We start from the raw sequence: 13528 nt of genomic DNA, 5'->3' as shown, positions 1-13528 counted from the left end.
CATGGCGGACTATCTGGTCTTTCGCCTGTATGGCCCGCTGGCCAGTTGGGGGGAAATCGCCGTCGGCGAGTCGCGCCATTCGGCGGTTCATCCTTCGCGATCCGCGCTGCTGGGCTTGTTGGGCGCAGCCTTGGGCATCGAGCGTACCGACGATGACGGCCAAGCAGCGCTGACCGCCGGTTATCAGTTCGGCGTGAAGCTTGTCAGTGTGGGTTCGCCTTTGCGCGACTATCACACCGTACAGGCACCGCCGCAGCAAGCCAAGATGCAATACCGCACACGGCGGCAAGAGTTGATTGACGATGGCCGTCTTGGCACGTTGCTGTCCTCTCGCGAATACCGCTGCGACAGCATTGCCGTGGTCGCGGTTCTTGCACGCGAGAATGCGCCACGACCACTGGATCAGTTGGCGGACGCTTTGCGTCGTCCGGTGTTTCCGCTGTATCTGGGACGCAAGTCATGCCCATTGGCTCTGCCGCTTGGCCCGCAACTTGTGCAGGCGGAAACGCTGCGCCTCGCACTGGATTCGGCTGTGCATTCTTCCTTGACGGATCTGCCGAAGAAGTCTGCCCCCGGAGCCTGGCCCAGCGCGTCGGATAAATGGGCGTTCCGCCCCGGCCAGGCGCGCTATTACTGGGAGACCGGCATGGAGGCGGGCATGCCCGTCAGTTTTCAAACCGAGCGGAACGACGAGCCCTTGTCCCGCCGCCGCTGGCAGTTCGTGCCGCGCCGCGAGTCCGTCCACTTGGCAGGGGAGGACGGGCAATGAGCCATTATTTTTCTCGCGTTCAACTGGTGGAGTGGCCAGACGACATGGCGCTGTTAGCCAGCCTGGCGAGGCATGGCGAGGCATACCGCGATCACGCCTTGATGTGGAAGCTGTTTGCCGGCGACGAACAGCCCAGGGATTTCGTATTTCGCAGAAACCAGGTGGCGGGCGGCAAGGATATCTATTACGTCGTCTCTGCCCGTCCTCCGCAGGACGTGCCCGGCCTGTTCCGGTTGCAGTCCAAACCGTACGCTCCCCTGGTGGAGCAGGGCGCTTGCCTACGTTTCGACCTGCGCGCCAATCCCGTCGTGACGCGTCGGGCACATGCCGATGCGCCGGGCAAGCGGCATGATGTGCTGATGAATGCCAAGCAGACGTATGACGGCGAGCCTGAGCACCGCGCTGATTTCATTCAACAGGCTGCGGTGGACTGGTTGTTGCGCAAGGCGGAAGGTTGGGGGCTTGCGGTTCAGCCCGAGACCGTGGCTGCCGAGGCTTATACGCAGCACAAGTTGCGGCACCGCCAGCGCAGTATCGAGTTCTCGTCTCTGGACTATCAAGGTGTGGCTTATGTCGAGGATGCCGAGTTGTTGGGCCGTGCCTTGCGCGAGGGAGTCGGCCATGCGCGGGCCTTTGGCTGCGGGCTCCTGCTGGTGAAGCGCGTCGACTAGCATGTTGCCACGCCTGAGGCCATTGCCCATGAAAGACCGTGTTTCGATGATCTTCGTCCAGTACGGGCAGATCGACGTATTGGATGGAGCGTTCGTCGTGGTCGACCAGACGGGTGTGCGTACGCACATTCCCGTCGGGTCCGTGGCGTGCATCATGCTGGAGCCCGGCACGCGTGTATCGCACGCTGCCGTGCATCTTGCATCCACTGTCGGCACCCTGCTGGTGTGGGTGGGCGAGGCGGGCGTGCGCTTGTATGCCAGCGGCCAACCTGGCGGTGCACGTGCCGACCGGCTGCTTTACCAGGCCAAGCTTGCGCTGGATGATGAGCTGCGGCTGAAGGTCGTGCGCAAGATGTACGAGTTGCGCTTCAAAGAGCCGGCGCCGGCTCGCCGCAACGTGGAGCAATTGCGTGGTATCGAGGGCGCTCGTGTGCGCGAGACCTATAAGCTGCTGGCTCGTCAGTACGGGGTCGATTGGCAGTCCCGCAATTATGATCAGAAGCAGTGGGACGCTGCCGATATCCCCAACCGCTGCCTTTCCGCCGCCACGAGTTGTTTGTATGGCATTTGCGAAGCGGCGGTATTGGCTGCAGGGTATGCCCCCGCTGTGGGATTCATCCATACCGGCAAGCCGCTGTCGTTCGTGTATGACGTCGCCGATTTGTTCAAGTTCGAGACGGTCGTGCCCGCGGCATTCAAGATTGCCGCCCATGCGGGCCCTGAGCCCGAGCGCCAGGTGCGATTGGCATGCCGGGACATCTTTCGCTCGAGCAAGCTGCTGGCTCGCATCATTCCTACGATCGAAGAGGTGTTGGCTGCGGGTGAGATTTCACCGCCAGCGGCGCCGCCGGAATCCGTCCCCCCAGCGATCCCGAACGCGGTTGGCCTGGGTGACGTCGGACATCGGGTGCAGTAGTGGCGTTCGTTGTCGTTGTTACCGAGAACGTTCCTCCAAGACTGCGGGGGCGCATGGCTATCTGGTTGCTGGAGGTGCGTGCGGGTGTCTACATCGGGGACGTGACTGCGCGCACACGCGAAGTGATCTGGGAACAGTTGAGCGAAGGCCATGAGGGCGGAAACGTGGTCATGGCGTGGGCCAGTTCCAGCGAATCCGGGTATGAATTCCAGACACTTGGGGAAAACAGGCGGATGCCTGTGGAGTTTGATGGGCTGCGGCTGGTGGCGTTTCAGCCGGTGGAAGCGTCGGGGTGAGTTTTTGAGAAATCTATCGGTAGAATTTTTGGCGTGAGATTTGATCTTTAAAAAGAAGAACTTACGTTAAAGGTTCCCCGCGCACGCGGGGATGAACCAGACCCACCCTATTGAGAGGCCGACGGGTAGTGCCTGCTGCTGGGACGGTGTTTACCCCTTCGCCGCACCATCAAATTTTCGAGCCTCTGCCTGACGAGCAATTTCCACTGCATCGCGGATATTCAGCTTGAGCGGCCCCACGTTACCTACAAATCCCGGTAATGCATCAAGTGCGCGTTTTTCGATGGCATCTGCTGTTGTCAGCCCATGCAATACAAGCGCGGAGATGTCTTCCTGATCGTTCTTTGCAAATCGAGAAATCTTGCTGACGGCCAGGTCGACAGGAGACAGTACGTGGATGTCGAAGTACTCCACTGCGAGGGGAACGCGCTCTGCGTCATCCAGATAGTCTTCGTGCATGAGCGCGAAGGTGGAGTTGTACTGGGTGTCGAAGTGCAGCCATAGGGGCCGGCCGTTCGGTCCCATGACCTCTATGCCCAAGTCTGCAGGCAAGTGCAGTCGGGCGCTGAATTCGGCATCCACATCCATGCTGACGCGGTATGCGGTGTAGAGGTGAATCGCGATACCGCCCGCGATGTAGACCTTGATCGGCGCCTGAAGTTGAAGGCGAAACTGCAATTCGTTGAATAGAGTCTTCAGGCCTTTGCCGAGTTCGGTATCAAGGTAGAAGTTACGTTCGTTCTTCAATGAGCCACCTGCCGACTGAGTTGCATCAACAACATGTCTCGCAGCCGTGAAACGGACAACACGTGGCCTGTGCGGATCAGATCAGCCAGCGGTGCCGGGGCGTCGCCCGGGTACTTGGAGAAGTACGCATCGCTGGCATGCCAAAGGGCTGTGGACCATGTCTTGTTCGCTGTATCCAGTGCCATGGCAGCAAAGCGAAACACGCTGGCTTCTGTTTGCGATTGAGCCGTATCGACGCGACCCAGCGCGCCGCTGATGCAGCGGTCGAGTACGGCTTGTTCCAGGTCGCGAGCGGTCATGATGAGGTAGGGAGGCGAGGGGGTCTCGAGAATTATGGCACTGGCCAACGTGTTGGGATAGGGAAGGGGGCGTTGGCCTCTCTAGTGGCAGGTGAACTGCCGATTCCTCGGATTTTTCACTGATTGGGTATTTTGAAAGATAGATAAGGGGGCAGATCGGTCCGATGGGTCATTGTCGACGTGGTTTTTGTATTGCAAATTTTTTGCTAAAGAATCGGTAGAATTTTTTAGGTCTAAATTTCTCTTTGGAAATAAGAGGTTATGCTAAGAGTGTTCCCCGCGCATGCGGGGATGAACCGAGCGAAACGCTGGACGAAGCGGTTACCCGGATGTGTTCCCCGCGCATGCGGGGATGAACCGGTCCCGGCCGAGTACTGCCCGGCCATTGAGCGGTGTTCCCCGCGCATGCGGGGATGAACCGACCTGGCCCGATGGGCTGTGGCGCAGCTGCGCGTGTTCCCCGCGCATGCGGGGATGAACCGCCACACCGGAGCGCGTAGCGGACGCTGTAGCCGTGTTCCCCGCGCATGCGGGGATGAACCGCGCGCGCTGCCCCTGGTCGCGCATGAGGTGGAGTGTTCCCCGCGCATGCGGGGATGAACCGTTCGTCACCATCGTGTTGTATGGACGCCAGTTGTGTTCCCCGCGCATGCGGGGATGAACCGGCAACGTGGAACTGCGGGACATGGCCAAGGCGGTGTTCCCCGCGCATGCGGGGATGAACCGTCCTCGACGTGCTGATACGTCACCGGGTGTTCGTGTTCCCCGCGCATGCGGGGATGAACCGTACGTGACGCGGTTCCGACAAAAAGGCGGAATGTGTTCCCCGCGCATGCGGGGATGAACCGCGGGCCCACGCGTCAACGTCGGTGAGGCCAAAGTGTTCCCCGCGCATGCGGGGATGAACCGCCGATCATCTGCTGTTCAATGCCCGTGCCCCAGTGTTCCCCGCGCATGCGGGGATGAACCGCCTCACGAACCCGTCCAACCATCACATCATCAGTGTTCCCCGCGCATGCGGGGATGAACCGGAATACCAGCGCGTGCTGGTGTCTGAATATGGGTGTTCCCCGCGCATGCGGGGATGAACCGAGGACGCGATAGGTTGACGGGGACCGTACTACGTGTTCCCCGCGCATGCGGGGATGAACCGCTGCGTTGTCGATTGCAGCGCCGCTATCTGGTGTGTTCCCCGCGCATGCGGGGATGAACCGTCTACCGGCCTGGACCCTGAAGACGTGATGAAGTGTTCCCCGCGCATGCGGGGATGAACCGCCGCGGAAAAGCTGCACCAGGCGGCCCGCGTGGTGTTCCCCGCGCATGCGGGGATGAACCGCGCTTCTCGACCTCGCGATTGACCACGGCGGCGTGTTCCCCGCGCATGCGGGGATGAACCGCGGCCGGGCGAACGGGTGTTGACCAGCGACCGGTGTTCCCCGCGCATGCGGGGATGAACCGAATCGCGCCGCATGGGTGACATTGCGGCAGGCGTGTTCCCCGCGCATGCGGGGATGAACCGCCGCTGCTGCTGGAACAATGGAACCGTCGTGAGTGTTCCCCGCGCATGCGGGGATGAACCGAGCATCCACCGCCAGGCGCGCCGCGTGAAGCTGTGTTCCCCGCGCATGCGGGGATGAACCGTTCGGATACGGGGCACCCGTATCCGTTTCGACGTGTTCCCCGCGCATGCGGGGATGAACCGGCCGAGCCGGAGAACAACGCGCCCGAGGGCATGTGTTCCCCGCGCATGCGGGGATGAACCGCCGCCCGGAGAATTGCGCCGTCCGTCCATCAGGTGTTCCCCGCGCATGCGGGGATGAACCGGTCATCTCGGATTGCGACAACTTGGCCTTCTCGTGTTCCCCGCGCATGCGGGGATGAACCGGCCGTGAGGTTTTCGAGATCGAGATCGACGAGGTGTTCCCCGCGCATGCGGGGATGAACCGGCGAAAAGGACCACGCCGGCATTACCGTCGATGTGTTCCCCGCGCATGCGGGGATGAACCGTCGCTGCCTAGCGCCTGCAGCGCTGCATTGATGTGTTCCCCGCGCATGCGGGGATGAACCGGTGGAAATAATGCGAATGCACATTTTAGATTTGTGTTCCCCGCGCATGCGGGGATGAACCGCCCCCTTTGGGGGTCGAGACTGGCGGGGTTGGGTGTTCCCCGCGCATGCGGGGATGAACCGACGGTGAGCATGCCCAGCGCCAAAATGTCGACGTGTTCCCCGCGCATGCGGGGATTAACCGGCGAATTACATCGCGCCGGCCACGCTGCAATCGTGTTCCCCGCGTATGCAGGGACGAACCGGTGACCGGCCACCCCAAGGACTTGAGTCAGCGCGTGTGTTCCTCATGCATGCGATGCCGACTTCGATCAGCTCGCCGTTCTGCGGACTCTCCGTACTCCCCGCACATGCTCTTGGCCGTTGACTGGAGTTCAGCCAACTGACTAAAAAAGACGACCGCCACTACCCCGTAACCCGTCGACGATCCAAATTTCAGCTCGGCGTCCGTTCCCTGGACGACCACCTATCGCCCCTTGGCGCGATTCCGCCTCCTTCCCTTGCAGGCATGCAGCTTGCTGCCACCTCCCGATCCATCCGGAGGTCCCCCCATGCCTGACTCTTCTCCCACCGCCACGGCCACGGGCGCTGTCGACGTCACCCTGCATGTCAACGGCACCCCGCATATCCTGCGGCTCGACCCACGCGCCACCCTGTTGGACACCTTGCGTGAAACCCTGCACCTGACCGGCAGCAAGAAGGGCTGCGACCATGGCCAATGCGGCGCCTGTACCGTGCATCTCGATGGCAGGCGCGTCAACGCCTGCCTGACACTGGCGCTGGTCGCCGACGATCGCCAGGTCACCACCATCGAAGGCCTGGGTTCGCCCGACGCGCTGCATCCGATGCAGGCCGCCTTTGTGACGCACGATGGCTACCAGTGCGGCTACTGTACGGCCGGACAGATCATGTCCGCCACCGCCCTGATGAACGAACCGTGCGGTCCGCACGACGACGAGGTGCGCGAACTGATGAGCGGCAACATCTGCCGCTGCGGCGCCTATTCCAACATCGTGGCGGCCATTCAGGACGTCCGCGGGAAAAGGTGAACGCCATGCAGAATTTTCACTATAGCCGCGCCACCGACGTGGCGCAGGCCGTCCGCCTGGCTGCTTCCGAGCCCGCCCGCGTGCGTTTCCTGGCCGGCGGGACCACGCTCGTCGATCTGATGAAGCTGGACGTCGAGACGCCCACGCACGTCGTCGACATCAATCGCCTGGGCCTGGATCAGGTCGAGGTGGCGGCCGATGGCGAGGTCCATATCGGCGCAATGGTGCGCAACGCCGACCTGGCGCATCATCCCCACATCCGCGAACACTATCCCGTGCTGTCGCAGGCCCTGCTGGCCGGCGCGTCGGCGCAGTTGCGCAACATGGCCACCACGGGCGGCAACCTGCTGCAACGCACGCGCTGCGTGTATTTCCGCGATCGCGCCGCGCCCTGCAACAAGCGTGAACCGGGCTCGGGCTGTTCGGCCATCGGAGGGTTCAATCGCAACCTGGCCGTGCTGGGGACCAGCGAGCATTGCATCGCCACCAATCCGTCGGACATGAACGTGGCCCTGATGGCGCTGGGCGCTCGCGTGCAGGTGCAGGGCGTGAGCGGCCTGCGCAGCATTGCATTGGACGAGTTCTATCTGCTGCCGGGCGATACGCCCGAGCGCGAAACCGTGCTGGCGCCCGGTGAGCTGATCGTCGGCGTGGTGCTGCCCGCGCTGCCGGCGGGCACGACTTCTGCCTACCTGAAGCTGCGGGACCGCGCCTCTTATGAATTTGCGCTGGCCTCCGCCGCCGTGGTGCTGAATGTCCGCGACGGCCGCATCGATCAGGCCGGTATCGCATTGGGCGGCGTCGGCACGCGGCCCTGGCGTTGTCCACAGGCCGAGCAGCGACTGGTGGGGCAGGCTCCCCATGAATCCACTTATGCACAGGCCGCCGAGGATGCCTTGCGCGATGCCGTGCCGCAAAGCGGCAACGGCTTCAAGATCGAACTGGCGCGCCGCTGCCTGGCGCATGCCCTGTCCACCGCGGTGCCGCCGCACAACGCCTAGGAGCCCGCGCATGGATACTCCCCGCCAACAGAACGCGCTTTCCCATCCCGAGGCCATCGGTAATCCCTGTCCGCGCGTCGATGGGCCGCAGAAGGTCAGTGGCATGGCGCGCTATGCCGCCGATTTCAACTTGCCCGGCATGCTGCACGGTGTGCTCGTGGGCGCCACCATCGCGCATGGCCGCATCGCCGAATTCGACGCCAGCCAGGCCGAGGCCCTGCCAGGCGTGCAGTTGGTGCTGCATCGGGCCAATTGCCCCCCGCTCAAGCGCGCGCAGGCGGGGTCCATCGACGAGAAACGCCCACCGCTGGAAGACGATGTCATCCGCTACTACGGCCAGTACGTGGCCCTGGTGGTGGCCGACACGCTGGAGACCGCCACCGCCGCCGCGCGTCTGGTGAAGGTGCGCTACGAGGCGCAGACGCCGGACGTGTCGGCGCCCGAGGACGTCGATCAGGCCACCGAGGTCGAGAGCGAGCGCGGCGACGCGGCGGGTGCCTACGCCAGCGCGCCCGTACGCATCGAAGCCACATACAGCACGCCGGTCGAAACCCACAATCCCATCGAACTGCACGCCTGCCTGGCCGACTACAACGGGCAGGGCTACACCCTTTACGAAACCAGTCAGGCGGTGGTGAACCATCGCGACGTCATGGCCCAGATGCTGGGCGTGAAACCCGACGCCGTGCGCGTGATCTCGCTGTTCCTGGGCTCTGGCTTCGGCGGCAAGCTGTGGCCGTGGCCGCATTCGCTGCTGGCGGCCGCCGCCTCGCTGCGGCTACGCAAGCCGGTAAAGGTGGTGTTGCAACGGGCGATGGCCTTCCAGAGCGTGGGACATCGGCCTTTCATCCGCCAGCGCTTCCGGCTGGGCGCCACGCAGGACGGCAAGCTGGTGTCGGTGCAGCAGCATTACATCAGCCAGGGTTCTCAGTTGGACGACTACCAGGAAAGCTGTGTGGAGGCCACGCCGCACATGTACAGCGTGCCCAATCTGAAGGTGTGCTCGGGTATCGCACGCCGCCACGTCGGTGCGCCCACGTCCATGCGAGGGCCCGGCGCCGTGCCGGGGTTGTTCGCGCTGGAGTCCGCCATGGACGAACTGGCCGTGGCGCTGGATAGGGATCCGGTGGCGCTGCGCCTGTTGAACGAACCCGAGAAGGACGAGGGCAGCGGCCTGCCGTTCTCGTCTCGCCATCTCACGGAGTGTCTGAGGACCGGCGCAGAGCGCTTCGGCTGGTCGCGCCGGACACCGCAAGTCGGGTCGATGAAGCAGGGCGATCTGGTGCTGGGGTGGGGCATGGCCTCGTGCTCGTGGTTGGCATTGCGGCTGCCCGCCGAAGCGACTGTCACGCTGCACGCCGATGGTTCGGCGCGCGTCGTCTGCGCGACGCAGGACCTGGGCACGGGAACCTACACGGTGCTGGCGCAACTGGTCAGCGCCGAGACGGGTATCCCGCTGGCGCGCATCGACGTTCGCCTGGGCGACACGGTGCTGCCGCCCGGCCCGTTCTCCGGCGGCTCGGGGGCGACCGCTTCGGTGATCCCGGCCGTGCTGCAGGCGACGCGAGAGGCCGTGCGCGCGGTGATCGGCGTCTCGACGCGCAAGGGCGGCGTCTGGGCGGATCGGGCCGATGGCCTGTCGTGCCGAGACGGCGCCATTGGCCCGTCCAAGGGCGCGGACGCATACGTGCCGCTGCAGGATGTGCTGCGGCGGGCCGGCGTCGAGTCCGTGTCGGGTCGGGGCAAGGCCGGGTCGGGGAACGACCTGAAGAAGCGCTATTCGATCAATTCCTATGGAGCGCACTTCGCCGAAGTGACCTGGCATCCCGCCACGGCGCGCTTGCGCGTATCGCGCGTGGTCACGGTAATCGACGGCGGACGCATCGTGAATCCGCGCACCGGCCGTAACCAGATCGAGGGCGCGGTCATCATGGGGGTAGGCATGGCGCTGTTCGAGCAGACCGAGTACGACGCGCGCAGCGGCGCGCCGGTGAACAGCAACCTGGCGGATTACGTGATGACCACGCATGCGGATGCTCCCGAACTGGACGTGACGTTCCTGGATTATCCGGACCTGATCTGGAATGAACTGGGATCGCGCGGCATCGGAGAGATAGGGCTGGCGGGAATCGCGGCGGCGATCACCAACGCGGTGCATCACGCCACTGGGGTACGGGTTCGGGATCTGCCTGTGAAGATCGAGGATCTGCTGGAAAAGAGATAGGCTGCCCTATCTCTACGTCTTCCGTCGCTCGTTCCCCTCGTTCCCCTCGCTTCCTGCGGCATCCGGGTCCGGGACGGATGCCGCGTCGCCCTCGCCACGCAGACCGCCGCCTCGAATGAGACAATGCGGCCGTGGCGCATGCAGATCTGTGCCGCCCCCCTACCTGACAGTGCAAGCTACCCTGAACGTCCATGCCCTGGTCCCTATTCACCCATTTCGGCAATGCCGTGTTCCTCGTTCCCTTGGGTGCACTGGTCTGTTTTCAGATTGTCCGGCAGTCGGGCGTGCGCGCCGGTGTGGTCTGGATGCTGGCGTTCGGTGCAGGCATGTTGGCCGTGGCTGTCAGCAAGATCCTGTTCTATGGCTGGGGCATAGGCGTGCCGTCACTGGACCTGACGTGTTTCAGCGGGCACACGTTCCTGGCGCTTACGGTCTGGCCATTCGTGTCGTGGCTGACATTGCGGGGCATCATGCCGCGGCTGGCCTGGATGCCCGGTGTGGCGCTCGGCTTGCTGGTCGCGTGCTCGCGCGTCGGCGTCGGTGCGCACTCGGTCGCCGAGGTGGTCGCGGGCGGGGGGCTCGCGCTGTCGGTACTGGCAGCCACGCAGATCGCCTGGCGGCCGCGGCCCGAAAGGGGCCCTGGCGTCCCGCACCTGCTGTTGTTATCGATGTGTGCATTGCCCGTGGTGGGCCTGGTCTTTGCATTGACCTCCGCGCAGAAACTGCCGACCGAGCGCTATTTCAGTCAGATCGGCATCCGCCTGTCCGGCGCAGACCAGCCCATGTCACGAGAGAAATGGCTGCGGCAGTGGGAAGACGGTCTGCGCCGTTGACGGGGATGCCTCCCGGATGTGGCGCGTTCACATGGCCCGGACTTCGATTCCCGCTTCCTGCAGCGCTTTCCTGATTCCCGCCGCAAACGCTTCCGCGCCCGGCTGGTCCCCGTGGATGCACAGCGTGTCCGGCCGCAGCGGCACGCGCGCGCCGTCGGTGGCCTGTACGACGCCATCACGCACCATGCCCAGCACTTGCTGAATCGACTGATCCAGATCCGTGATCATCGCATCGGCGCGGCTGCGCGGCGTCAGTGATCCATCGGCCTGGTACGTGCGGTCCGCGAACACTTCCTGTGCGACCCGCAGCCCCACCGACGCCGCCGCCTCGATCCAGCGGCTGCCCGCCAGGCCGTACAGCACCAGATCGCCATCCACATCCCGCACGGCCTGGCACAGCGCGCGCGCCAGTTCCAGATCCTTCGCGGCCATGTTGTACAGCGCGCCGTGCGCCTTCACGTGGTGCAGCCTCGCGCCCTGCGACGCCGCCACGCCGGCCAGCGCGCCGACCTGATACACCATGGCGTCGTACGCTTCCTGTGGCGATATCTGGATGGTGCGGCGGCCGAAGCCGGCCAGGTCCTGCAGGCTGGGGTGCGCGCCGATGGCCACGCCGTTGGCCAGCGCCGCCGCGACGGTCTTGCGCATGGTGCCGGGATCGCCGCCGTGGAATCCACAGGCGATGTTGGCCGAGCTGACGTGCTTCAGCACGGCTTCGTCGTTGCCCATGTGCCAGGCGCCATAGCTTTCGCCCATGTCGCAGTTCATGTCGAGGGTGATGGAGGTCATGGCGGTTCCGTCAGGTGGAGGTGTGCTGCGCCAGCATGTCGCGCAGCGCTTGCAGCGAGTGTTCCAGGTCGCGATAGGCGCGCTCGCGCGCGTTGTCCAGGCGCTGGGCTTCTTCCAGGCCGATCATCGCGAAGCGCAGCGCCTGGCCGGGCGCGTATTGCGCCAGCAGCGGCAGGTCGGCGCTGGCCACCTGGGCGATCTTGGGATAGCCGCCCGTGGTCTGGCGGTCGGCCATCAGGATGATGGGTTGGCCGCCCGCGGGGACCTGGATGGTGCCGAAGCTGGCGGCTTCGGACAGCATCTCGCGCGGCTTGCCCAGCGACAGGTGCGGGCCGGACAGGCGATAGCCCATGCGGTCGGATTGCGGACTGATCTGGAAGACCTCTTGCACCAGCCGCTGCCGCGAGGCCTCGTCGAAGGCCTCCCAGTGCGCGCCGGGCAGCACGCGCAAGGCCTCTCGCGGCATGTGCACCAGCGGGGCGGGCAGGTAGATGCGCAGGTCGTCCAGGGCGTCGGCCAGCTTGTCCAGCGCCGCGTCGCCGCCGCTCAGGGCGGTGCGCAGGCCGATGCGGTCTTCGCGGGCCAGCGCGCGGCCGTGCCAGCCGCCGAAGCCGCTGCGCAGGTAGGTGCTTTCGCTGCCCATGACGGGATCGATCGCATACCCCCCATGCACGGCCAGGTAGGCGCGCACGCCGCGTTCGTGGCGCGGGCGCGACGAGAACGCCAGCACGTCGTCAGCACGAGCCAGCACGGGCCGCAGCGGCGGCAGGCCGATGCCGTTCAAGGTGGCGCCCAGGTCGGCGCCGCCGATGGCCACGCAGGCGGGCGCATCGAAGCGCAGGGTCGGGCCGACCAGGGTGATTTCCAGCGAGGCGTGGCCGGCGGGATTGCCTACCAGAAGATTGGCCAGACGGTGGGCGCGTTCGTCCATGGCGCCCGCCACGGGAATGCCCAGATGTTGCCAGCCGGTGCGGCCATCGTCCTGGAAGGACGACTGCATGCCGGGCTTGAGGACGGTAAGGCTCATGGCGCCGCGTCAGGAAGCAGAGGAGGAAGAGATCTCGGCGCGCAGGCGCGCGTACTGATCGGCGCTGATGGGCACGAAGCGGATGCGGTCGCCGGGCCCCAGCAGGGCGGCGGGTTCGCGCGTGGGATCGAACAGCACCAGCGGCGTGGCGCCGATGACGCTCCAGCCGCCGGGCAGGTTGCCCGGGTAGATGACGGTCTGGCGATTGGCCACCGCCACCGCGCCCGCCGGAATCGACATGCGCGGGGTAGGGCGCCGGGGAATGGCCAGCCGTTCGTCGTGGATGCCGATGTAGGCATGGCCCGGCGCGAAGCCCAGCATAAACACCATGCTTTCGGGACCGCTGTGCAGGGCGATGACTTCGTCGGTGCTGACGCCGGCGCGCGCCGCCACGTCGGGCAGGTCGGGGCCGAACTCGCCGCCGTAGCAGACGGGGATCTCGATCTCGTGGCCCGCGCTGGCGTCAAGCGGGATGCCGGCCGCCAGCGCGCGCTCGATGCGCGCCGAGAGCTGGCTGAAGGTGGGCCCATCGCCCGAGGGCCGGTAATGCACGGCCACCGCAGTGAAGGACGGCACGATGTCGATGACGCCGGGCAGGCCGGCGTCGCGCAGCAGGTTGGCCGCTGCCAGGCAGATCTGGCCGGTGCGTACGTCCAGGGCCTCGCCGAAGCGCACCAGCACGCATCGATCTCCCTGTGCCTGGATGCGCCAGGTGGGCGTGCCGGACCCGGTGCCGGATGAAGGGGCTGCTGCGTGGCTCAATCGATGTTGCCCGCGGTTGGGGGTGCCAAGCAAAGCACCCGGATTAATGAATACCGGCGCCCTGAGGCGCCGGCGGTG

General features: G+C 65.1%; 13 protein-coding genes and 1 CRISPR repeat array. Of the genes, 8 read left to right on the top strand and 5 right to left on the bottom strand.

Going from position 1 to position 13528, the window contains the following annotated elements; all coding sequences use genetic code 11:
- Window position 1: 1 nt before the first annotated feature.
- Genes cas5e through cas2e form a run of 4 tightly spaced genes read left to right on the top strand, consistent with a single transcriptional unit; the run spans window position 2 to window position 2652 of the window.
- The gene (gene cas5e / locus A7W11_RS19955) at window positions 2-769 is read left to right on the top strand and encodes a type I-E CRISPR-associated protein Cas5/CasD (RefSeq protein ID WP_066417789.1); all 768 of its coding nucleotides are present in this window, start codon (window positions 2-4) and stop codon (window positions 767-769) included.
- On the top strand, window positions 766-1440 hold the full coding sequence (cas6e, locus tag A7W11_RS19950) for a type I-E CRISPR-associated protein Cas6/Cse3/CasE (protein WP_066417787.1): 675 nt from the start codon (window positions 766-768) through the stop codon (window positions 1438-1440). The genes cas5e and cas6e overlap by 4 nt, the downstream gene beginning before the upstream one ends.
- A 28-nt stretch (window positions 1441-1468) precedes the next feature.
- The gene (cas1e, locus tag A7W11_RS19945; RefSeq protein WP_066417783.1) at window positions 1469-2356 is read left to right on the top strand and encodes a type I-E CRISPR-associated endonuclease Cas1e; all 888 of its coding nucleotides are present in this window, start codon (window positions 1469-1471) and stop codon (window positions 2354-2356) included.
- A complete protein-coding gene (gene cas2e, locus A7W11_RS19940) occupies window positions 2356-2652 on the top strand; it encodes a type I-E CRISPR-associated endoribonuclease Cas2e (protein WP_066417780.1) in 297 nt (98 codons plus the stop codon). Before cas1e ends, cas2e begins: the two co-directional genes overlap by 1 nt.
- 150 nt (window positions 2653-2802) lie before the next feature.
- Here cas2e and A7W11_RS19935 read toward each other — a convergent pair whose 3' ends face one another.
- Entirely contained in the window at window positions 2803-3399 is a 597-nt protein-coding gene (locus tag A7W11_RS19935) for a DUF6036 family nucleotidyltransferase (protein ID WP_066417776.1), read from the bottom strand.
- The gene (locus A7W11_RS19930; protein ID WP_066419292.1) at window positions 3396-3698 is read right to left on the bottom strand and encodes a hypothetical protein; all 303 of its coding nucleotides are present in this window, start codon (window positions 3696-3698) and stop codon (window positions 3396-3398) included. Before A7W11_RS19930 ends, A7W11_RS19935 begins: the two co-directional genes overlap by 4 nt.
- A gap of 270 nt (window positions 3699-3968) precedes the next feature.
- Window positions 3969-6010: direct repeats of the CRISPR family, unit length 29 nt; unit sequence GTGTTCCCCGCGCATGCGGGGATGAACCG.
- Window positions 6011-6316: 306 nt separating this feature from the next.
- Between A7W11_RS19930 and A7W11_RS19925 the strand changes: the two genes are divergently transcribed.
- From A7W11_RS19925 to A7W11_RS19910, 4 genes are all read left to right on the top strand, one after another.
- Window positions 6317-6814: a (2Fe-2S)-binding protein gene (locus A7W11_RS19925; RefSeq protein WP_066417773.1), complete on the top strand. Its 498-nt coding sequence runs from the start codon at window positions 6317-6319 to the stop codon at window positions 6812-6814.
- Between the two features lie 5 nt (window positions 6815-6819).
- A complete protein-coding gene (locus A7W11_RS19920; RefSeq protein ID WP_066419291.1) occupies window positions 6820-7815 on the top strand; it encodes an FAD binding domain-containing protein in 996 nt (331 codons plus the stop codon).
- 10 nt (window positions 7816-7825) lie between these two features.
- Window positions 7826-10039 (top strand): xanthine dehydrogenase family protein molybdopterin-binding subunit, encoded by a 2214-nt coding sequence (locus tag A7W11_RS19915; protein ID WP_066417771.1) that lies wholly within the window; start codon window positions 7826-7828, stop codon window positions 10037-10039.
- Between the two features lie 191 nt (window positions 10040-10230).
- Window positions 10231-10872: a phosphatase PAP2 family protein gene (locus A7W11_RS19910; RefSeq protein WP_066417768.1), complete on the top strand. Its 642-nt coding sequence runs from the start codon at window positions 10231-10233 to the stop codon at window positions 10870-10872.
- Window positions 10873-10899: 27 nt separating this feature from the next.
- Here A7W11_RS19910 and A7W11_RS19905 read toward each other — a convergent pair whose 3' ends face one another.
- The 3 genes from A7W11_RS19905 to pxpB are packed head-to-tail and all read right to left on the bottom strand — an operon-like array spanning window position 10900 to window position 13450.
- Window positions 10900-11661, bottom strand: a complete 762-nt coding sequence (locus A7W11_RS19905; protein WP_066417759.1) for a LamB/YcsF family protein — start codon at window positions 11659-11661, stop codon at window positions 10900-10902.
- A gap of 10 nt (window positions 11662-11671) precedes the next feature.
- Entirely contained in the window at window positions 11672-12688 is a 1017-nt protein-coding gene (locus A7W11_RS19900; protein WP_066417750.1) for a 5-oxoprolinase subunit C family protein, read from the bottom strand.
- A gap of 9 nt (window positions 12689-12697) precedes the next feature.
- Window positions 12698-13450, bottom strand: coding sequence for a 5-oxoprolinase subunit PxpB (gene pxpB, locus A7W11_RS19895; RefSeq protein ID WP_066417744.1), 753 nt, complete (start codon window positions 13448-13450; stop codon window positions 12698-12700).
- Window positions 13451-13528: the final 78 nt, after the last annotated feature.

The organism is Bordetella ansorpii, assembly GCF_900078315.1.
GTDB lineage: Bacteria > Pseudomonadota > Gammaproteobacteria > Burkholderiales > Burkholderiaceae_B > Bordetella > Bordetella ansorpii.
Note: the sequence above shows the minus strand (reverse complement) of the source record. Positions and strands in the feature narration are given on the sequence as shown.

What these genes read in the sequence shown, in the direction of transcription:
- A7W11_RS19920 (WP_066419291.1), top strand. Translation starts at nt 6,820, where the DNA reads ATGCAGAATTTTCACTATAGCCGCGCCACCGACGTGGCGCAGGCCGTC.
- A7W11_RS19925 (WP_066417773.1), top strand. Translation starts at nt 6,317, where the DNA reads ATGCCTGACTCTTCTCCCACCGCCACGGCCACGGGCGCTGTCGACGTC.
- A7W11_RS19930 (WP_066419292.1), bottom strand. Translation starts at nt 3,698, where the DNA reads ATGACCGCTCGCGACCTGGAACAAGCCGTACTCGACCGCTGCATCAGC.
- A7W11_RS19915 (WP_066417771.1), top strand. Translation starts at nt 7,826, where the DNA reads ATGGATACTCCCCGCCAACAGAACGCGCTTTCCCATCCCGAGGCCATC.
- cas1e (WP_066417783.1), top strand. Translation starts at nt 1,469, where the DNA reads ATGAAAGACCGTGTTTCGATGATCTTCGTCCAGTACGGGCAGATCGAC.
- cas5e (WP_066417789.1), top strand. Translation starts at nt 2, where the DNA reads ATGGCGGACTATCTGGTCTTTCGCCTGTATGGCCCGCTGGCCAGTTGG.
- A7W11_RS19910 (WP_066417768.1), top strand. Translation starts at nt 10,231, where the DNA reads ATGCCCTGGTCCCTATTCACCCATTTCGGCAATGCCGTGTTCCTCGTT.
- A7W11_RS19905 (WP_066417759.1), bottom strand. Translation starts at nt 11,661, where the DNA reads ATGACCTCCATCACCCTCGACATGAACTGCGACATGGGCGAAAGCTAT.
- A7W11_RS19900 (WP_066417750.1), bottom strand. Translation starts at nt 12,688, where the DNA reads ATGAGCCTTACCGTCCTCAAGCCCGGCATGCAGTCGTCCTTCCAGGAC.
- cas6e (WP_066417787.1), top strand. Translation starts at nt 766, where the DNA reads ATGAGCCATTATTTTTCTCGCGTTCAACTGGTGGAGTGGCCAGACGAC.